Genomic DNA, 18,913 nt, shown 5'->3' with positions numbered 1-18,913 from the left:
CCTGTGGGGACCTCCTCCGACCTGCGGGATTCCATGCCGCGGATCCGGCTGCCCGCCAACGCGCTCGCACCCTCCGCGGCCCGCAGGTTCCTGCGCGTCGCCCTCACCGGGCTGGCCGAGCCGACCCTCCCCGGGACACTGGCGATCAGCGGGACGCCGGCGATCAGCGACGGACTCGTCGACGACGCCGTGCTCCTCGTCAGCGAGCTGACCACCGCCGCCACCGCACAGGGCGGATTCGAGGTCGAGGTCGCCTGCCGGCTCGACACCGGGGACGGCTTCGCCGTCTCGTCCGCCCCGGGCGGCATCCCGCACGTGGGCGTGGTGGTCGAAGTGGCGGACCGCTACTCCTCCGGCACCGACCACGAGGAGCAGGACCTCTGGCACCACCTGCGCGGCCACGGCCTGCGACTGCTGCGCGCGCTGGCCGAATCCTGGGGAGTGACCTGCCGGCACACCGAGAAGGCCGTGTGGTTCCGGCTGGACACCCCGATGGAGGCCCTGCCCGGCCCCGAAGATTCCCTCGCGGCGGCGGTCCACGACGCCGTACCGCCCGACCGCCGCGGCCTGGCTGCCGAAGGGCCCGACTCCGCAGGGCAGACCTTCCTCGCCGAGGTCAGCGAGCTGCTCGCCGGGCAGCTCGACGAGGACATGATCGCGGCGCTCACCGGACAGCTCCTGGTCCCCAGGTTCGCCGACTGGTGCGGCGTATGGCTGACCACCACCCATGGCCGGATGCGGCTCTCCCGCGTCTGGCACCGCGACGAGGAGCGCATCCGTACCCTCCGCCAGGCCCTGGAGGAGGACCGCCCGCCGCCCGCCACGCTGAGTACCACCGGCATCGCCTGGCCCTGGCCGGAGGAGACGGACGCCGACGCGCCGGGGGGCTCGGCCCTGATGTTCCCGCTGGTCGCGGCCGGGCGGTGCCACGGCGCGCTGCTCATCGGCCGGGCGGGACTGCCGCGCCTGACCGGCGACGTGGTGCGCCTCGCCCAGGACGTGGCGCGGCGGGTGGCCCAAGGGGTGGTCACGGCCCGTCACTACACGCGGCAGGCGGACATCAGCCACTCGCTCCAGCGCAGGCAGCTCCCCACGTCCCTCGCGGCCATCCCGGGAGTCGACACGGCGCTCGTCTACGAGCCCTGCGGCGAGGGCCAGAGCGTCGGCGGCGACTTCTACGACCTGTTCCCCATGGGCGACCGCCGCTGGTGCTTCCTGCTCGGCGACGTGTGCGGGCACGACCTGGAGGCGATGTCCGTCACCGGCCTGGCCCGCCACCTCGTACGACTCCTCGCACGCGAGGGCCATGGCGTCGAGGCGCTGCTCGGCCGGCTCAACCTCGCCATGGCGGAGGAGGGCGCGGAAGCGGTCGTGGTCGGCGGGGAGCAGGTCGGCTCCCGGTTCCTGAGCCTGCTGTACGGGGAGCTGGAGCCCGACCCGGTCTCCGGCGGCGCGCGTGTCACCGTGGCCAGCGCCGGGCACCCCTTGCCGCTGCGGCTGTCGGCCGACGGCACGGTGAAGACGGCCGCCGAACCGCAGATGCTGCTCGGGATCGACGAGCACGCGGAGTTCCGCGCGAACTCCTTCCACCTCGCGCCGGGCGAAACACTGCTGTGCGTCACCGACGGCGTGACCGAACGCCGCAGAGGCAACCGGCAGTTGGACGACAACGACGGCCTGGCCGAAGTGCTGCGCGGCTGCGTGGGCCTGGGCGCCAGGGCCGTCGCGGAGCGAGTACGCCAGGCGGCCCACGACTTCAGCCCCGACCCCATCGACGACGACCTCGCCGTCCTGGTACTCGAAGCGGTACCGACACTGGGAGGAGGCCGGGCATGATGAGCGGATGGCCAGGTCGACCAGTGGCGAATCGCTGCTCACCAGGGCCGTGCGCATCTTCGACGCCTTCGGCCCGGAGGCCACGGCGCTGACCGTGACCGAGATCGCCCGCCGCGCCCGGCTCCCGCGCGCCACCGCGGGCCGGCTCGTCGAGGAGCTGGTGCGGCACGGGCTGCTGCGCCGCGACGGGCGGCGCCGGATACGCATCGGCGTCCGCTTCTGGGAGCTGGCGCAGCGCGCCTCGCCGACACTGACCCTGCGCGAGGCGGCCATGCCGTTCATGGCCGACCTGCACGCCGTCGTCGGCCACTCCACCCAGCTCGGCGTCCTCGACGGGGCGGAAGTCCTCTTCGTCGAACGGCTCACCGCTCCCGGCGCGGTCGTCAACATCACCAGGATCGCCGGACGGCTCCCGCTGCACGCCTCGTCCACCGGCCTCGTCCTCCTCGCGCACGCCCCGGCGGACTTCCAGGAACGGATACTCGGCGGCCCGCTGCCCGCCTTCACCGACCACACCCTCACCGACGCCAGGACCCTGCGCGCCACGCTCGCCGAGATCCGGCACCGCGGCCACGCGCTGTGCGCCGGACACCTGCACGAGGACGCGGCCGGCGTGGCCGTATCCGTACGCGCCCCCGACGGCCGGGTCGCGGCCGCCCTCGGCTGCGTCGTCCCCAACGACGCCACGGCCCACTCACCGGTCCGCCTGCTGCAGCTCGCCGCCCGCGGCGTGGAACGGACCCTGGCCGGGCGCTGAAAACGCCCATTCAATGGGAACCGCTCTCGTCGGCCCCGCTCTCCGGCGCGCATTCTCTGCGCATCGAAGAGAGGAGCACGATGAGCCCCGCTCACTCCCTGATCAGCCTGCGCGTGGCGGAGAAGACGGCCGCCGCCGACGGAGTCGTGACGCTGACGCTCCGGGACCCCGAAGGCCGCCGACTGCCGGACTGGACCCCCGGCGCCCATATCGACCTCGTCCTGCCCGGCGGCCGCACCCGCCAGTACTCGCTGTGCGGTGACCGCTGGGACCCTTACCAGTACCGCATCGGCGTGCTCCGCGAGCCCGCCGGCCGGGGCGGCTCCGTCTGCGTCCACGACGAGCTCGCGGCCGGCGACACGGTCGCGATCGGCGGCCCGCGCAACAACTTCCCGCTCGTACCGTCCGAGCGCTACCTCTTCGTCGCCGGCGGCATCGGCATCACCCCGCTCCTGCCGATGATCCACCAGGCGCGGCTCACCGGTACGCCCTGGCGGCTCCTCTACGGCGGACGGACCCGCGCCACCATGGCGTTCACCGGCGAACTGGCCGCACACGGCGACGCGGTCACCCTCGTACCGCAGGACACGCACGGCCCGCTCGACCTGCCCGCCGCGCTGCCCCGCCCGGACGGGCGCACCAAGGTCTACTGCTGCGGGCCGCCCGGACTGCTCGACGCCGTGGAACGGCTGTGCACAGGCTGGCCGACCGGCCTGCTGCGCACCGAACGCTTCGTTCCCAGGGAGCAGGCGCCCGTACGCGACGCGCCCTTCGAAGTGCGGCTGCGGCGCTCGGACCTGACCGTCACCGTCACACCGGACCGCACCGTCCTCGACGCCGTACGGGCCGCCGGCGTCACCGTGCTCTCCTCCTGCGGCCGTGGCACCTGCGGCACCTGTGAGACCACCGTCCTGGCCGGCGTGCCCGACCACCGGGACGCGATCCTCGACGACGACGAACGGGCGCGCGGAGACGCCATGTTCCCGTGTGTCTCGCGCGCCTGCTCCGACCGCCTCGACCTGGACCTGTGAGGGAGAAGGACTCATGACCGTCACGCATCCACTGCCGCGCACCGACGCCGACCCCTTCGGCCGGGACGTCCTCGCGGACCCCACCGCCTTCCACGCCTGGCTGCGGGACGCCGGGCCGCTCGTCCACCTCACCCGGTACGACGTCTACGCGATGGGCCGCTACGAGGGAGTGCACGCCGCCCTCACCGACTGGCAGGGATTCCAGTCGGCGGCCGGCGTGGGGCTCAGCAACTTCCGGTACGAGCCGCCGTGGCGCCCGCCGAGCCTGCTCCTCGAAGCGGACCCGCCCCACCACGACGCGCCCCGCGCCGTCCTGAGCCGCGTGCTCGGCCCCCGCGCGCTGCGCCGGCTGCGCGACGCCTGGCACGCAGATGCCCGGCGGCTCGTCGACGAGGTGCTGGCGGGCGCCGCGGGCACCCACGAGCTGGACGCGGTACCCGCGCTCGCCCAAGCCTTCCCGCTGCGGGTGTTCCCCGACGCGGTGGGCCTGCCGCAGGCCGGACGCGCGCACCTGCTGCCGTACGGCGACCACCTCTTCAACTCCTTCGGCCCGGACAACGACCTGGTCCGCGCGGGCGCCGGCGCCATCGGCGGGCACGCCGCGTGGGTCGACGGGCAGTGCCGGCGCGAGGCGCTGGACGACGCCGGCTTCGGCGCCGCGATCTGGGCCGCGGCGGACCGCGGCGACATCACGCACGACCAGGCGCCGCGCATCGTCCGCTCGCTCCTCTCGGCGGGCGTCGACACGACCGTGCACGCGCTCGCCGCCGTACTGCACGCCCTTGCCACCCACCCCGCGGCATGGAAACGGCTGCGCGCCGAGCCGGGCACCGCGCGGCTCGCGTTCGAGGAGGCGGTCCGCTGGGAGTCGCCCGTACAGACCTTCTTCCGTACGGCCACGGCGGACCTCGGCATCGGCGGCGCCGTCATCCCGGACGGCAAGAAGATCCTGATGTTCCTCGGCGCCGCGAACCGGGACCCGCGGCGCTGGACGGACCCCGACCGCTTCGACCCGTCCCGCGACCCCTCGGGTCACGTCGGATTCGGCATGGGACTCCACCAGTGCGTCGGCCAGCACGTCGCCCGCCTGGAGGCCGAGGCCCTGCTCACCGCGCTCGCCGAACGCGTCACCCGGATCGAGCCGGCGGGCGTGCCGCGGCGGCATCTCAACAACACGCTGCGGGCGTGGGAGTCGATGCCGCTGCGGCTCGTGCTGCGGTGACCCGCACACGGGCTCAGCTTCCCCGCAGCTCCTCGATGACCGGGGCGAAGGTCTCCAGGGCCGCGTCGAGCACCGTGATGTAGGAGAAGCCGTACCGCTCCCGCCGCTCGCGGAGCTGGTCGGCGATCTGCCGGACCGTGCCGAACAGCAGCGTCGGCGCGTCCAGCAACTGCTCCTCGTCCAGGCCGATGTCGTGGGCGGCGAACTCGCGGGCCGCCGCCCTGCGGTCCTTGGTGATCACCACGCGCTGTACGAGGATGTTGCGTTCGGCCGGCTCCGCGCGGCCCGCCGCCGCCTTCGCGTACCGGGCGACCGTCGCGTCGAGCTGCTCCGCCGAGGCCAGCTCCAGGACACCCTCCGGCTTCCCGGGCGCCTGCCGGCCGCCCTGGAACGCCGCGATCTGCGCGTGCCGCGCCGTCAGCCGCATCATCCGCGGGCCGTTCCCGCCGATCAGCAGCGGCGGCCGGGGCGTCTGCGCGGGGTGCGGGACATGCTCCGGATCGCCCAGCAGCCGGTCCAGCTCCTCGATCGTGCGGCTGAGGTGATCGACCCGCTCGCCCGGCGTGCCCCAGGGCAGCCCCGCCGACTCGTGCTCGGCACGTACGTACCCGGTGCCCAGGCCCAGTTCGAGGCGGCCGCCCGTGAGCGCGTCGGTGGTGGCCACTTCGCGGGCCAGCAGCGCCGGGTTCCAGAAGCCGGTGTTCAGCACGAAGGTGCCCACCCGCGGACGCTCGGTGGCCTCGGCCGCGGCGATCAGCGCCGGGAACGGGGCGGGCATCCCCAGGTGGTCCGGTACCAGCAGCACGTCGTAACCGGCCGCTTCCGCCTTGCGGCACTGGGCGCGCCACTTGGCGCCCGAGGCGATCGCGAGCGTATTGACACCGAAACGGAACGGCCGGGTCATCGAGCCTCCTGAGATCAGTGAACTGTCCTGTCCGTACGTACGGCGCCGCACGGCGCGCGGCAGGGTGCCAGGCGCGCCCGCCGTCACGGTGCCAGATAGGGGAGCGCTATCGGGGGCATTGCCAATTCCCGGATGGTGCCCCGACGTTCGCTGAGACAGCCTGGCGGCAGTTGTCAGCGACTGGCCGGCGAATGTCCAGCGAAGGTCCGGCGAAGGGACGAGCATGGCTAACGTACCGGGGCGGGAGCCCACCGCGGCACACCACCTGCTGAACTTCATCGACGGCCGGTGGAGCCCGGCCGAATCGGGGCAGACCCGCACGAACACCAACCCGGCCGATCTGAGCGATCACCTCGGCGAGTTCGCCGAGTCCGGCGGCGTCGACGTGGACCGCGCAGTGGACGCCGCGGCCGCGGCCCTGCCCGCCTGGCGCGCCATGGGTCCCATCCGGCGCGCCGCGATCCTCGCCGAGGCGGGCCGCCTCCTGACCGGTCGCGCCGAGGAATTCGCCCGCGCCATCACCCGCGAACAGGGCAAGCTCCTCCGCGAGGCCCGCGGTGAGGTGGCCCGCTCCCGTGCCGTACTGGACTTCACCGCGGGCCAGGCGCGGCTGCTCGGCGGGGTCACCGCGCCCGCCGAGGAGGACCGTACGTTCGCGTACACCTTCCGGCGCCCCATCGGCGTCGTCGGCCTGGTCTCGCCGTGGAACTTCCCGCTCGCCATCCCCATGTGGAAGGTCGCCCCGGCGCTGCTCTCCGGCTGCACGGCCGTCTTCAAGCCCTCGCCGCTCACCCCGCTCACCGCGGTCCTGCTCACCGAGGTCTTCCACGAGGCCGGCCTGCCCGACGGCGTACTCAACCTCGTCCAGGGCGATGTCGCGGCGGGCGAGGCGCTGGTCGCGAACCCGTCCGTCGCCGGCATCAGCTTCACCGGCTCGCTGCCCGTCGGCACCGCCATCCACACGGGCGGCGCCCACCGGCTGCTCCGTACCCAGCTCGAGCTCGGCGGCAAGAACGCGGTGATCGTGCTGGAGGACGCGGATCTGGACGGGGCGGTCGAGGCGGTGGTGCACGGCGCGTTCGGGCAGGCCGGGCAGCGGTGCAGTGCCACCAGCCGGGCCGTCGTCGACGTCCGCGTGCGGGACGCCTTCCTCGACCGGCTGGTGGCCCGGGTGGCGGGGATGAAGGTCGGCCCGGGTGACGACCCCGCCTCGCAGATCTGCCCCGTGGTGAACACCGCGCGGCTGGACGCGGCGCTGGCGGCCGTCGCCGGGGCGCAGCGCGACGGCGGCAAGGTGCTGTGCGGCGGCGGCCGGGCGACCGGGGAGGACCTGCCGGACGGCTGCTACGTCCAGCCCACCGTCATCCGCGATGTGCCCTGGGACAGCGAGCTGGCCCAGGAGGAGGTCTTCGGGCCGGTGCTCGCCGTCGTCGACGCGGACGGGTTCGACGACGCCATGCGGATCTCGAACTCGGTCAAATACGGCATGTCCGGCACGATCTTCACCGCCTCGCAGTCCCGCGCCTTCGAGGCCATCGACCGCTTCGAGGCCGGAATGCTGCACGTCAACCGCCCTGGCGTGGGCGCGTACGCCCACCTCCCGCACGTCGGCGCCAAGGCGTCCCAGTACGGCCCGCCGGAGTGCTCACCGCAGGTCTGGGACTTCTACACGGAGTGGCACTCGGCCTGCATCAGCTACTAGGCGGCTGCGGGGTGAGAGTGCGCACGGGGACCGATGAGGTGATCAAATGAGGAGGGGGTTATCATGTGAGCACCGCCTAGCTCGAAAGATGAACTTGTGACTGCTGTCAATGACGACTCGTTCACCAACTGGAAGAACCGCGAGGAGATCGCGGAGTCGATGATCCCGATCATCGGGAAGCTGCACCGGGAGCGGGACGTCACCGTCCTGCTCCACAGCCGCTCCTTGGTGAACAAGTCGGTGGTCAGCATCCTCAAGACGCATCGGTTCGCCCGGCAGATCGCCGGTGTGGAGCTCTCGGTCACCGAGACCCTGCCGTTCCTGCAGGCCCTCACCACGCTCGACCTCGGTCCCTCGCAGATCGACATCGGCAGGCTCGCCGAGACGTACAACGCCGACGACCGCGGCCTCTCGGTGGCGGAGTTCACCGCCGAGGCCGTCGCCGGCGCCACCGGTGCCAACAAGATCGAGCGCCGCGAGGGACGCGACGTCGTCCTGTACGGCTTCGGCCGCATCGGCCGCCTCGTCGCCCGCCTGCTCATCGAGAAGGCCGGCTCCGGCAACGGCCTGCGGCTGCGCGCCATCGTCGTCCGCGGCGGCGGCGAGCGGGCCGCCGAAGACATTGTGAAGCGCGCCTCGCTGCTGCGCCGCGACTCGATCCACGGCCAGTTCCAGGGCACGATCACCGTTGACGAGGCGAACAACACGATCATCGCCAACGGCAACGAGATCAAGGTGATCTACGCCAACGACCCGTCCGAGGTCGACTACACGGCGTACGGCATCAAGGACGCCATCCTCATCGACAACACCGGTAAGTGGCGCGACCGCGCGGGCCTGTCCAAGCACCTGCGCCCCGGTGTCGAGAAGGTCGTCCTGACCGCCCCGGGCAAGGGCGACGTCCCGAACATCGTCCACGGCGTCAACCACGACACCGTCAAGCCGGACGAGCAGATCCTGTCCTGCGCCTCCTGCACCACCAACGCGATCGTCCCGCCGCTGAAGGCGATGGAGGACGAGTACGGCGTCGTGCGCGGCCACGTGGAGACCGTCCACTCGTTCACCAACGACCAGAACCTGCTGGACAACTACCACAAGTCCGAGCGCCGCGGCCGCTCCGCGCCGCTCAACATGGTCATCACCGAGACCGGCGCCGCCTCCGCCGTCGCCAAGGCGCTGCCCGACCTCAAGGCGAAGATCACCGGCAGCTCGATCCGCGTCCCGGTCCCGGACGTCTCGATCGCGATCCTCAACCTCCAGCTCGCCCGCGAGACCACTCGCGAGGAGGTCCTCGACCACCTCCGCGAGGTGTCGCTGACCTCGCCGCTGCGCCGCCAGATCGACTTCACCAGCGCCCCCGACGCGGTCTCCAACGACTTCATCGGCTCGCGCCACGCCTCGATCGTCGACGCCGGCGCCACCAAGGTCGAGGGCGACAACGCGATTCTCTACCTCTGGTACGACAACGAGTTCGGCTACTCCTGCCAGGTCATCCGCGTCGTCCAGCACGTCTCCGGGGTGGAGTACCCGACCTACCCGGCCCCGGCGGCCTGATCGCCCAAGGACGCAACACGCGCACGGAGCGGGCCCGGCGGAGATTTCCGCCGGGCCCGCCCGCGTACTCCTCAGCGCGCCGCGATGTTCTCCTCCGCGAGCCCGAACGACAGCGTCATCCCGGCCCCGCCGACGCCGTTGACCACGGTCACGCCCGGCTCCGGGTCGGCCACCAGCTCCGTGCGGCCGTCGCGCAGGGACGGGTAGAAGCCGGACCAGCGTTCGGTGATCCCGGTGTCCGGTAGCCGGGCGAAGCCCGCCAGGTACTCCATGATCGCCGCGTTGATCTCCTCGCTCTCGAACGGGTCGTGGGTCGTGGCGTACGCATGGCTGTCGCCGATCGTCAGCCGCCCGTCCGCCGTCTGCGACAGCAGTACGTGAATGCCGTTGTCCCGGTGGAACGGCAGCTCGGCCCGCATCCGCGCGTCCAGCGCCGCCCGCGCCGCCAGGTCCTCGAACGCCGCGTAGTGCAGCAGCGTCAGCCCGCCGCACAGCATCGGCCCCAGTTGCCACCCGCCGGGCTGCACGCCTGTGCGCAGCATCTGCAGCTTGCAGCGGACCAGCCCGCTCGCCGCGAACACCTCCGGGTACAGCGTCTCGAAGTCATTGCCGCTGCAGACGAAGACCCGGTCAGCGCGCCAGTCGCCGGCCGTGGTCGAGACCGTCGGCATACCGATGCCGCGCACGGTCGTCCCGAAGCGCACGTCCACGCCGTACTCCTCGGCCAGATGCGCCGCGACCGCCGGGATCGCGTGCCGCGGATCGACGTTCAGCTCCGTCGGGCTCCACATCGCGGCCAGCAGCCCGTCCGGGCGCGCGGCGTGACTGCGCGCCACCGCCTCCTTCGCGGACAGCATTTCCGTACCGCGCTCTCTTGCGGCGGGCGTGGTGGCGACGAACTCCTCCAGTACCGCTGCCTCGTCGGGACGGTGCGCCAGATGCAACGAGCCGGTCGGGGCTGCCCACAGCCCGGTCTTCGCCGCCACCTCCAGCCAGATCTCACGGCTGCGCAGGGCACGCTCGTACACCGCGCCGCGCTGCTGGCCCACCGCCCAGATCATGCCGAAATTACGGATGGACGCGCCCACGGAGTGGTCGTCGCGCTCGAAGACGACGACGCGGTCGCCGCGCTTGGCGGCCGCGAGCGCGTGCGCCAGTCCGACGATGCCGCCGCCGACGACGGCGGTGTCACAACGATGAGTCGCCATGAATGATCCCCTCTTGAGTGGTGGTGCACCGTGGATGGATCCGTGCCGAAGGCGCCTGACTTACGCAGCCGTTGCGGGAACGCGGTTCCACTGCGGGAGCATCAGCAGACCCGCGAGGAGCGCCGCGGCCGCGAAACCGTAGAACAGCGCGGTACCGGAGAGGAAGCCGGGCAGCAGACCGCCGAGAATCGCGCCCACCGAGCCGCAGCCGTTGACCAGCCCCGCGGCCGTGCCCGCGCCGCCGGCACTGCCGAAGTCCACCGCCGCGACACAACTGATCATCGCGTCCGCCGCGTACACGGCCAGCCCGATCACCGCCAGCACCGCGATCATCACCGCCGCGCTGCCGGTCGCCGTCAGCGGCATGAACAGCGCCAGCGCCACCGTCAGCAGGGTCAGCGCCAGCACGCACGGCGGCACCCGGCGGGACCGGAAGACGGTGTCGGAGACCCAGCCGATCAGGATCGGCGCGAGCACGCCCGCGACACCGAACGCCACCGGGATGAGCGTGGCGCCCACGTTGCCGACCTCCGGCAGCCGCCGGCTGACGATCACCGGGCCCCACAGCAGGATCGCGTACCGGGCCGGCTTGAGCAGGAAATACGCGGCGCCCAGCGTCAGCACCATGCGGTCGCGCAGCGCCTCCTTGTAGAGGGCGAGCGCGGGCTGCCGGGGCGGGGCCGCCTTTCCGGCAGCCGCGCGCTCCTCCTCCGTACGGTTCGGATCGGGCAGCCCCACGTCCTGCGGCGTGTTCCGCTGGAAGACCAGGAACAGCACCAGCACGACGGCGAGTGTCGCCGCGCCCGCGAGGAACGCCGCGTGCCAGCTCTCGAAGACCTCGTACGCCCACCAGCCCAGGAACGGCGGCGCGGCGAGGCCACCGAACGCGTAGTTGCTGCTCCAGATGCCCAGTACCCGGCCCCGCTCGCGCACCGTGAAGAAGCTGCCCATGTTCTTGCACAGCGGCGCCCAGCCCGTCGACTGCGCCAGCCCCTGGAGCACCATCGCCCCGCCGAACACCAGCACGGCGCTGCTGAGCCCCATCGCGCACGCGGCGAGGACCGCGCCGGCCATGCCGCCGGCGACCACCACCCGCGGTCCGAAGCGGTCGGCCCACATGCCCCACAGGAACTGGCCGGCCGCGTACGCCGCGAGGTACACGGCGTCCAGCACGCCGAGCACCTGCTCGGTCAGCACCCCGTTCACCAGGGGGTCGTCCAGGATGCCGAGCTTGGCGACCGAGAACGCCTGCCGGACGAAGTAGAAGCCCGCGTACGCGAGCCAGGTGACCGCGAAGATCTGCCGGCGCCAGCGGGTCATCCCCTTCAGCGCCTCCCGCGTGGAGAGCGCGGGGCCGGGTCTTGGTGATGGTACGGACTGCGGTGCGAGGTCGGCCATGGCGGAGTCCTGTCCCTCGGCCTGGATTCGGGCATGACGGGGCCCCGGCGCGCGCCTCGGCGGCACGCCGGGGCCGGGTGGTGCGTCCGTATGAGTAGTGCTGTCCGGAGGAGGGGGTCGGTGTGACGGTGCGTCAGTCGGTGAGCGGCACCCCCGCCGCCACCGACGTGCCCACCCAGTAACCGTCGAAGTTACGCAGCCGGTGGCCCTGGGGGACCGGTCCGACCTGCGCGTTCACCAGGAACGGCACGCGCTGCTCGGTCAGCCCGCCGTGCGAGCGCAGCGGCTCCTTGAACCCGGAGATGTCGTGCCGGGCGGGCGTGGTGCCCAGTACGGTGTTGCGTTCGGCGATGACGACCAGCTCGCCGATCCGGTCGCCCGGCAGCTCGAAGCGGACACGGGCCCGCTCCCGGCCCATCACCTCGGACACGCCCTCGACGCCTGCGAGTGCGGCGCGGAGTGCGTCCGTGTCCGCGCCCGGCGGGAGGTGCACCGTCGCGTACGAGCCGAGCGCGCCGTGGTGCACCGTGTACGGGTCGGTGATGGGCAGCACGACACGCGCCGCGCCTGCTCCGAGCCGGGCGTCCAACTCATCCTGCAGAAACACCACTTGAGCGTCACCGTCGCCATCGCTCTTGGCGTTCATCCCATGGTCGGCGGTGACGACCAGCACGGCGCCCAGCGCGTCGATCCGCGCGAAGTAGCCGTCCAGCATGGCGTAGAAGTCGTTCGCGACGGGGGAGCCGGGCGCGTGCTTGTGCTGGATGTAGTCCGTCAGCGACAGATACGTCAGCTCCGGGCGGTCCCGCTCCAGCACGTCCACGCCCGCCGCCATCACCAGCTCGCTCAGCTCGGCGCTGTAGACCGGCGGCAGCTCCATGCCGACCCGCTCCAGCACCTTCTCGATGCCGTTGTCCTGCTGCGTGACCCGGTCGGCCTTCTCGGCGGAGAAGCAGATGCCGTCCTTCAGGCCCTTCCCCAGCAGCCGGCGCAGCTTGTCCTTGGCGGTGATCACCGCGACCTTGGCGCCGGCCTGCGAGAACTCCGCGAACAGCGTCGGCGCCCGCAGCAGCTCGGGGTCGTTCATCATGACCTCGGCGTCGGCGGCCGGGTCGTAGAAGTAGTTCCCGCAGATCCCGTGCACCGACGGCGGCACCCCGGTCGCGATCGACAGATTGTTGGGATTGGTGAAGGACGGCATCGTGCAGTCCGCGCGCAGATCGCTGCCGTCCCGCAGCATCCGCTCCAGGAACGGCATCCGGCCGTCGGCGATGGCCCGCTCGTGATAGGCGTCCTCGCTGCCGTCGATGCACACCACGACGACGGGCCGGGCGGGCCAGGCGTAGCCCCGTCCATTCACGGTCAGCCGCTCGGTCCGCGGCCCGGACTGCCGCTCGGCACCAGCTTCCTTCATGTGCGGTTCCACCCCTGAGGTCGAAGTCGGCGGCCGGTCGCGCCGCCCTGCCCCACCAGGGAACACCGCCCGGGCCCCCGGCAGAACCACCGGAATCCCTATACCGCTCATAGCCCGACGCGGCGGCCCCCGGCGACCGGCCGAGGGTCGCCGGGGGCCGCCGCTCCCGTGTCAGTCCCGCGCGCGCCGCCCCCACAGCCCCGCCGCGCCGATGGCGAGCAGGAGGATGACCGTGCCCAGGGTGAAGGTCTCGAAGGTGGCGCGGGAGACGCCCCAGGTGTCGGCGAAGTCGTACCGCAGACCGACGAGGTGCTCCAGCGTGCCGGGGAACAGCGCCACCCAGGAACCCAGCACGATCCACGCGTACACGAGCGACGCGCACACCACGAAGCCGCGGGTGCCGAACGGCACCTCGTACGGGCGGGGTACCTCCGCACGCCGCAGGCGCAGCCGGATCAGCGCCGGCACTATCGCGAGGTACGACAGCAGCAGCGTGGTGATCGCGACCGTCAGGACGACACCGAAGACCGCGGCGGCGTCCCCGGACGCCAGGTGCATCGCGGCGACCATGAAGAGCGTCGCGGTGATCCCGGAGAGCAGGTTCATCCGTACCGGGGTGCCGAGACGGGCGTGGAACGCGCCGAGGCCGCGGCTGAAGAACCCGCCGTCGGCCGCCGTCATCGCCTGCATCCGGTCGCTGACGATCATCCACGCGCTGCCCTGGGTGAGCAGCGCGAAGACGAACAGCACGGCGGCCGTGGTCAGCAGCGGCCCGCTCCAGCCCCCGTACACCGCGAAGACCAGCCGCGCCGCGTCCATGAACCCGCCGATGCCGGTCACCTGCCCGGCCGGTGCCGCCGAGAGGATCGCCAGCACGGGGAGGAGGTAACAGCACGTGGCGATCAGCCCGGAGATGCCGATCGAGACCGGGACGTCCCGCTGCGGATCGTGCATCTCGTCGCCCGCCGCGTTCGGCGCCTCGAAGCCGACGTACGCGAAGAGCAGCACGGGCACCAGGCCCAGGAAGCCGACCGCGGTGGGAGCGAAGGAGGCGTGGTCCAGGCCGTGGAAGCCGTGCTCGACGCCGTACGCCACGGCCGTGCCGGAGAAGACGGCGAGCGCCAGCACCTTCGCCGCCGCGCCCGCCGTTGTGATCCACTTGCCGCGGCGCAGCGACACGATCGCGGTGAGGATCGCCGCCCAGATGAACAGCAGCTTGAAGGTGTAGTCCGCCACCGTCCCGGAGCCGAGCGGGGAGACGAAGCCGTCCCAGGACTCCGCCGCGATGAACACCAGCGAACCGCCGAGCCACACCGGATTGGTGACCCAGTAGAACAGCGTGGTGAGCGCCGCGGTGGTACGCCCGAAGGCCAGCTTCACCCAGACGTACGGGCCGCCCTCCTGCGGGAACGCCGCGCCCGTCTCGGCGAAGACCAGCGCGTACGGCAGCAGGAAGCCCGCCGCGATCACGGCGATCCAGGTGACGGCCTCGCCCCCGCCGCTGGCGATCTGCCCCAGCACGTCGAAGGAGATGACGGCCGCCACACCCATCGCCATGATGTCGAACCGGCGCAGGCTGCGGTGCAGGTGGGGGACGGTCTCAGGAGGTGGGGGCGGTGGTGCGGGTGCGGATCTGGTGGGTGGTACGGACACGGCAGTGCGCCCTTCCAGTCGTGGCCGGTTGCATCGTGGCCGGTTGCATCGTGGCCGGTTACGGAGGAGTGGCTCAGTCCCGGATCTCTCCGGCGGGCGTGGTGCGTTCCAGCACCGACCGCATCGCGGTCACCGTCTCCTTCACCTCCGCCTCCGTCATGACCAGCGGCGGGGACAGCACGATGCTGTGCGCGGAGTCCCGTACGATCACGCCCGTCTCGCGCCGGATCACATCGTGCGGCATCCGCTCGGGCCGCACCGGCAGCGGCGCGCGCGTCTCCTTGTCCGCGACCAGCTCGACAGCCAGCATCATGCCCACCGACCGCACCTCGCCGACCACCGGCAAGTCGCCGAGCTGCGCCTGGAGTTCGCCGTGCAGCACACCGCCGGTCTCCACCGCGCGGGCCAGCAGCCCCTCCCGCTCGATGATGTCGAGATTGGCCAGCGCCACCGCCGCGGCGACCGGGTGACCGTTGTACGTGTAGCCCATCGGGAAGCCGTGCTCGCGCAGCAGCTGCTCGGCCACATGGTCCCCGACCAGCAGGGCGCCCAGCGGCGTGTACCCGGAGGTGATGCCCTTGGCGGTGACGATGATGTCGGGCGTGACCCCGAAGTGCTGGGCCGCGAACCACTCGCCGACCCGCCCATACGCCGTCACGACCTCGTCGAAGATGAGCAGGATGCCGTGCCGGTCCAGCACCTCCCGCACCCGCGGCCAGTAGTCCGCCGGAGGTACGAGCATCCCGCCCACGCCCATGATCGGCTCACCGATCATCGCGGCGATGTTGCCGGGCCCGATCTCCGCGATCCGCTGCTCCAGCTCCCGGATCAGGAAGTCGCACGGGTCCTCGCCGCCGTACAGCTCGGTGCGGTACGGCCACGGCGGCGTCAGGTGGCTGACGTGCGGCATCATCGGCGCGAAGCCCTCGTGGTACAGCGGGAAGCCGGTCGCCGAGCCGCCGCCGTAGCCGATGCCGTGGTACGCCTTGTCCCGCGCGAGGATCCAGGTCCGCGAGGACTCGCCGCGCCGGTGGTGGTAGTAGCGCGCCATCTTGATCGCGGCCTCGTTGCCCTCCGAACCACCGGAGGTGAAGTACACGTGGCCCAGCCCTTCGGGCGCGAGCGAGGTCAGCCGGGTGGCCAGCTCGATCGCCCGGTCGTTGGAGAACTCCCAGAAGCTGGTGAAGTACTCCAGTTTCTGCATCTGCTCGGCGGCCGCCCGCGCCACCTCCTCGCGGCCGTGCCCGATCTGCGCGAGCCAGAGCCCGCCGGTGGCGTCCAGGTACGAGCGCCCCTCGGCATCGGTGAGCCGGCAGCCCGAGCCCTCGGTCATCACGACCCGCTCCTCGACGGAGGAGGGGAGGTACGGGTGGATGATCCGGGCGCGGTCGGCGGCGGCGAGTTCGGTGTGATGCATGGTGTCTCCTTCAGACTGCGGTGGTCATCGTCAGTGCGGTCAGCGCGAGGGTCTGCGCGGTCGCAACCAGGTCGCTGACCTCGATGTACTCGTCGACGGTGTGCAGGGTCGGCGAACCGTCGGGGCGGGTGGCGGTGGGGCCCAGGCAGACGGCCGGGGTGTTCCCGAAGCGGGTGAGGGTGGCGGCATCGGTCCAGGACGGCTCGCCGACGACGCGCGGGGCGCGGCCCAGTCCGGTGGCGGCCGCACGGAGCGCTCCGGCCAGCGCGTGGTCCGCCGGTACCTCCGCGGGCGCCAGCTCGGTCTCCCAGGCGAAGTCCGGCGGATGCGCCGCCAGCCAGCCGCCGTCCGCGACGGCCTTACGCACCGTGTCCTCGATCTCCGTACGCACCCGGCTCGCCCAGCCGCCCCCGTCCGCCTGCACCGGCAGATACGTGACGTCCAGGCAGACCTCGCAGGAGGCGGGGTAGGTCACCCACCACTCGCCGCCCTTGATCATCGTGGGCACGATGGACGGCGGCGGGAGGAGCGGGTGGCGGTGCGCGGGGTCGGCCGCCCAGCGTTCACGCAGCTCCCGCAGCGCGTCGAGGACCGGGAGCGTCTTCTCGATGGCGTTCACCGCGCCGCCCGACCGCCAGTCGCCGGGCGGGAACTCGGCGTGCCCCGGCCGCCCCGCGACCGTGACCGTGCCGCCGAGGATGCCGCGCTGGGCGGTGACCACGTTCAGGTCGGTGGGCTCGGGCACGACGGCGGCGTCGGCGCGTACCCCGTACCCGACCGAGGCGAGCGTGCCCGCGCCGTTCCACTCCTCGTCGGTCGCCGTGTTGATCAGCAGATCGCCGGGCAGCCGGATGCCGAGCGCGGCCAGCGCCTCCGCCGCGACCACCGCGGCCGCGATGCCGCCCTTCATGTCGCACGTGCCGCGCCCGTACAGCCGCCCGTCCCGCACCTCGGCCCGGAACGGGTCGGAGGCCCAGTCCGCGCGCGGCTCGGCGGAGACGATATCGATGTGCCCGTTGAAGAGCAGGCTGCGGCCGCCTCCCGTACCGGGGAAGCGCGCCACGAGCTGCGGCCGCCCGTCGAAGCCCAGCCCCGGCGGGGTCTGCGGCGACTCCGGCAGGTCCCCGGGCTTCGGCGTCCACACGTCCACCGTCGCGCCCGCGGCCCGCAGCCGCCCGGCCAGGAACTCCTGCAGATCCGCCTCGTCCCGCGCCGGCTCGCCGGCCGACCCCCGTACGGTCGTATCGAAGCCGACGAGGGCGGTGGTGAGCGCGACCAGGTCGTCGGCCCGCCGCGCGATCTCTTCCTGAACGTCCTGACGTGGCGTCATGCGTACTGGATCCATGTCGTCTTCAGCCCCGTGTACTTCGCGAAGGAGTGCAGCGAGAGGTCCCGGCCGAAGCCGGACTGCTTGAAGCCGCCGAACGGCGTCACCGGGTCGAGCGCGTCCACCGTGTTCACCGACACCGTCCCGGCGTGCAGCGCGTCACTCACGCGGTGCGCCCGTGTGATGTCCCGGGTCCACACCGAGGCGGCCAGCCCGTACGGCGAGTCATTGGCGAGGCGCACGGCCGCCGCTTCGTCCGCGAACGGCAGCACGGCCAGCACCGGGCCGAACAGCTCCTCGCGGGCCAGCGGCGCGTCGGGGATCAGGCCGGTCATCATGGTCGGGTCGAGGTATGCGCCGGGCCGGTCGGGCCGGGTGCCACCGCAGGCCACCGTCGCGCCCGCGGCACGCGCGGTCCGCACCGCGCCCAGCACGCGGTTGGCCTGCGCCTCGTCGACCAGGGGGCCGAGCACGGTCGCCGGGTCGAGCGGGTCGCCGGGCCGCCACTGCCGTACATGCGCGACGACCCGGGCGGTGAACTCCTCCGCGATGCAACTCTCCACCAGCAGACGGGTGTTGGCGGAGCAGACCTGCCCGGAGTTGTACAGGAAGCCCCAGGCGGCCTTCTCCGCGGCGGCCTCCAGGTCGGCGTCGGCGAAGACCAGGTTGGGGCTCTTGCCGCCGCACTCGGGCCAGACCTGCTTGAGGTTCGACTCGGCGGCGTAGGAGAGGAAGAGCTTGCCGACGGCCGTGGAGCCGGTGAAGGCGAGCACGTCCACATCCGGGTGGCGGCCCAGCGCCTGCCCCGCCTCCTCGCCGAAGCCCGGGACGACGTTCAGTACACCGTCCGGGATGCCGGCCTCTGTGGCGAGCCGGGCGAGCCGCAGCGCGGACAGCGGTGACTGCTCGGCGGGCTTGAGCACGACGCTGTTGCCGGCGGCGAGTGCGGGCGCGAGCTTCCAACTCGCCATGTCCAGCGGGAAGTTCCACGGCACCACCGCGCCCACCACGCCCAGCGGGGCGCGCCGCACGACCGCGAGACTGCCCGGCGCGGTCGGCGCCACTTCGCCGTACAGCTTGTCGACGGCCTCCGCGTGCCACGCGAAGCACCCGGCCGCGCCCGGCACGTCCACGGTCAGCGTCTCGGTGATGGGCTTGCCCATGTCGAGGGTGTCCAGCAGGGCCAGTGTTTCCGCATCCGAGGTGATCAGCTCGGCCAGCCTCAGCAGCCGGCGCTTGCGCTCGGCGGGGGCCAGCCGCGACCAGCGGCCGTCCTCGAAGGCGGTACGCGCCGCGCGCACGGCCGAGTCCACGTCCGCCGCCTCACAGCGGGCGACCTCGGTGGTGGTCTTGCCGGTGGCGGGATCGACGTCGGAGAAGGTCCGTCCGTCGGCGGCATGGACGTACGCGCCGTCGATGAATGCCCGTGTCTCCGGCCGGAGGTGGGAGGCACGCTGCTGCCAGTCGTCGTACGTGGGGGTGCTCATGGC

Annotated in this window: 14 protein-coding genes; 6 read left to right on the top strand and 8 right to left on the bottom strand. The window is 72.4% G+C overall.

Annotated features, from left to right (window positions below; genetic code table 11):
• Positions 1–33 precede the first annotated feature (33 nt).
• The 4 genes from IG84_RS0121295 to IG84_RS0121280 all read left to right on the top strand — a co-directional run bounded on the left by IG84_RS0121295 (position 34) and on the right by IG84_RS0121280 (position 4,846).
• A complete protein-coding gene (locus IG84_RS0121295; protein WP_031059491.1) occupies positions 34–1,836 on the top strand; it encodes a SpoIIE family protein phosphatase in 1,803 nt (600 codons plus the stop codon).
• Between the two features lie 7 nt (positions 1,837–1,843).
• Positions 1,844–2,593, top strand: coding sequence for an IclR family transcriptional regulator (locus IG84_RS0121290; RefSeq protein ID WP_031059490.1), 750 nt, complete (start codon positions 1,844–1,846; stop codon positions 2,591–2,593).
• An 80-nt stretch (positions 2,594–2,673) separates the two neighbouring features.
• Positions 2,674–3,624, top strand: a complete 951-nt coding sequence (locus tag IG84_RS0121285) for a PDR/VanB family oxidoreductase (RefSeq protein ID WP_031059488.1) — start codon at positions 2,674–2,676, stop codon at positions 3,622–3,624.
• A 13-nt stretch (positions 3,625–3,637) separates the two neighbouring features.
• Entirely contained in the window at positions 3,638–4,846 is a 1,209-nt protein-coding gene (locus IG84_RS0121280; RefSeq protein ID WP_031059486.1) for a cytochrome P450, read from the top strand.
• A 13-nt stretch (positions 4,847–4,859) separates the two neighbouring features.
• Here the strand turns inward: IG84_RS0121280 and IG84_RS0121275 are convergent, their stop codons facing one another.
• Positions 4,860–5,750: an LLM class F420-dependent oxidoreductase gene (locus IG84_RS0121275; protein ID WP_031059484.1), complete on the bottom strand. Its 891-nt coding sequence runs from the start codon at positions 5,748–5,750 to the stop codon at positions 4,860–4,862.
• 223 nt (positions 5,751–5,973) lie between these two features.
• Here IG84_RS0121275 and IG84_RS0121270 point away from each other — a divergent pair, with 223 nt between their 5' ends.
• Both IG84_RS0121270 and IG84_RS0121265 read left to right on the top strand, forming a co-directional pair.
• Positions 5,974–7,452: an aldehyde dehydrogenase family protein gene (locus IG84_RS0121270; protein ID WP_031059482.1), complete on the top strand. Its 1,479-nt coding sequence runs from the start codon at positions 5,974–5,976 to the stop codon at positions 7,450–7,452.
• 96 nt (positions 7,453–7,548) lie between these two features.
• Positions 7,549–9,006 carry a glyceraldehyde-3-phosphate dehydrogenase gene (locus IG84_RS0121265; RefSeq protein WP_031059480.1) on the top strand — a complete coding sequence of 486 codons (1,458 nt, stop codon included), beginning with the start codon at positions 7,549–7,551 and terminating at the stop codon, positions 9,004–9,006.
• A 71-nt stretch (positions 9,007–9,077) separates the two neighbouring features.
• Here IG84_RS0121265 and IG84_RS0121260 read toward each other — a convergent pair whose 3' ends face one another.
• The 7 genes from IG84_RS0121260 to IG84_RS0121230 all read right to left on the bottom strand — a co-directional run bounded on the left by IG84_RS0121260 (position 9,078) and on the right by IG84_RS0121230 (position 18,910).
• On the bottom strand, positions 9,078–10,214 hold the full coding sequence (locus IG84_RS0121260) for a TIGR03364 family FAD-dependent oxidoreductase (RefSeq protein ID WP_031059477.1): 1,137 nt from the start codon (positions 10,212–10,214) through the stop codon (positions 9,078–9,080).
• A gap of 60 nt (positions 10,215–10,274) precedes the next feature.
• Positions 10,275–11,612, bottom strand: coding sequence for an MFS transporter (locus IG84_RS0121255; RefSeq protein WP_078649148.1), 1,338 nt, complete (start codon positions 11,610–11,612; stop codon positions 10,275–10,277).
• 133 nt (positions 11,613–11,745) lie between these two features.
• Positions 11,746–13,026 carry a phosphonoacetate hydrolase gene (gene phnA / locus IG84_RS0121250; RefSeq protein WP_031059474.1) on the bottom strand — a complete coding sequence of 427 codons (1,281 nt, stop codon included), beginning with the start codon at positions 13,024–13,026 and terminating at the stop codon, positions 11,746–11,748.
• A gap of 171 nt (positions 13,027–13,197) precedes the next feature.
• Complete coding sequence (locus tag IG84_RS0121245) at positions 13,198–14,679, bottom strand: APC family permease (protein WP_245659477.1); 1,482 nt, start codon at positions 14,677–14,679, stop codon at positions 13,198–13,200.
• Between the two features lie 73 nt (positions 14,680–14,752).
• Positions 14,753–16,096: an aminotransferase family protein gene (locus IG84_RS0121240; RefSeq protein WP_031059470.1), complete on the bottom strand. Its 1,344-nt coding sequence runs from the start codon at positions 16,094–16,096 to the stop codon at positions 14,753–14,755.
• A 10-nt stretch (positions 16,097–16,106) separates the two neighbouring features.
• Positions 16,107–17,426, bottom strand: coding sequence for an ArgE/DapE family deacylase (locus tag IG84_RS0121235; protein ID WP_031059469.1), 1,320 nt, complete (start codon positions 17,424–17,426; stop codon positions 16,107–16,109).
• Entirely contained in the window at positions 17,423–18,910 is a 1,488-nt protein-coding gene (locus IG84_RS0121230) for an aldehyde dehydrogenase (protein WP_031059467.1), read from the bottom strand. Before IG84_RS0121230 ends, IG84_RS0121235 begins: the two co-directional genes overlap by 4 nt.
• Positions 18,911–18,913: the final 3 nt, after the last annotated feature.

The organism is Streptomyces ochraceiscleroticus (assembly GCF_000720485.1).
Classification (GTDB): Bacteria; Actinomycetota; Actinomycetes; order Streptomycetales; family Streptomycetaceae; genus Streptomyces; species Streptomyces ochraceiscleroticus.
This window is presented reverse-complemented; position numbering and strand designations above follow the sequence as displayed.

Excerpts from the sequence above, each read along its gene's own strand:
- IG84_RS0121295 (WP_031059491.1), top strand. The coding sequence starts at position 34 with ATGCCGCGGATCCGGCTGCCCGCCAACGCGCTCGCACCCTCCGCGGCC.
- IG84_RS0121290 (WP_031059490.1), top strand. The coding sequence starts at position 1,844 with ATGGCCAGGTCGACCAGTGGCGAATCGCTGCTCACCAGGGCCGTGCGC.
- IG84_RS0121285 (WP_031059488.1), top strand. The coding sequence starts at position 2,674 with ATGAGCCCCGCTCACTCCCTGATCAGCCTGCGCGTGGCGGAGAAGACG.
- IG84_RS0121280 (WP_031059486.1), top strand. The coding sequence starts at position 3,638 with ATGACCGTCACGCATCCACTGCCGCGCACCGACGCCGACCCCTTCGGC.
- IG84_RS0121275 (WP_031059484.1), bottom strand. The coding sequence starts at position 5,750 with ATGACCCGGCCGTTCCGTTTCGGTGTCAATACGCTCGCGATCGCCTCG.
- IG84_RS0121270 (WP_031059482.1), top strand. The coding sequence starts at position 5,974 with ATGGCTAACGTACCGGGGCGGGAGCCCACCGCGGCACACCACCTGCTG.
- IG84_RS0121260 (WP_031059477.1), bottom strand. The coding sequence starts at position 10,214 with ATGGCGACTCATCGTTGTGACACCGCCGTCGTCGGCGGCGGCATCGTC.
- IG84_RS0121255 (WP_078649148.1), bottom strand. The coding sequence starts at position 11,612 with ATGGCCGACCTCGCACCGCAGTCCGTACCATCACCAAGACCCGGCCCC.
- phnA (WP_031059474.1), bottom strand. The coding sequence starts at position 13,026 with ATGAAGGAAGCTGGTGCCGAGCGGCAGTCCGGGCCGCGGACCGAGCGG.
- IG84_RS0121240 (WP_031059470.1), bottom strand. The coding sequence starts at position 16,096 with ATGCATCACACCGAACTCGCCGCCGCCGACCGCGCCCGGATCATCCAC.
- IG84_RS0121235 (WP_031059469.1), bottom strand. The coding sequence starts at position 17,426 with ATGACGCCACGTCAGGACGTTCAGGAAGAGATCGCGCGGCGGGCCGAC.
- IG84_RS0121230 (WP_031059467.1), bottom strand. The coding sequence starts at position 18,910 with ATGAGCACCCCCACGTACGACGACTGGCAGCAGCGTGCCTCCCACCTC.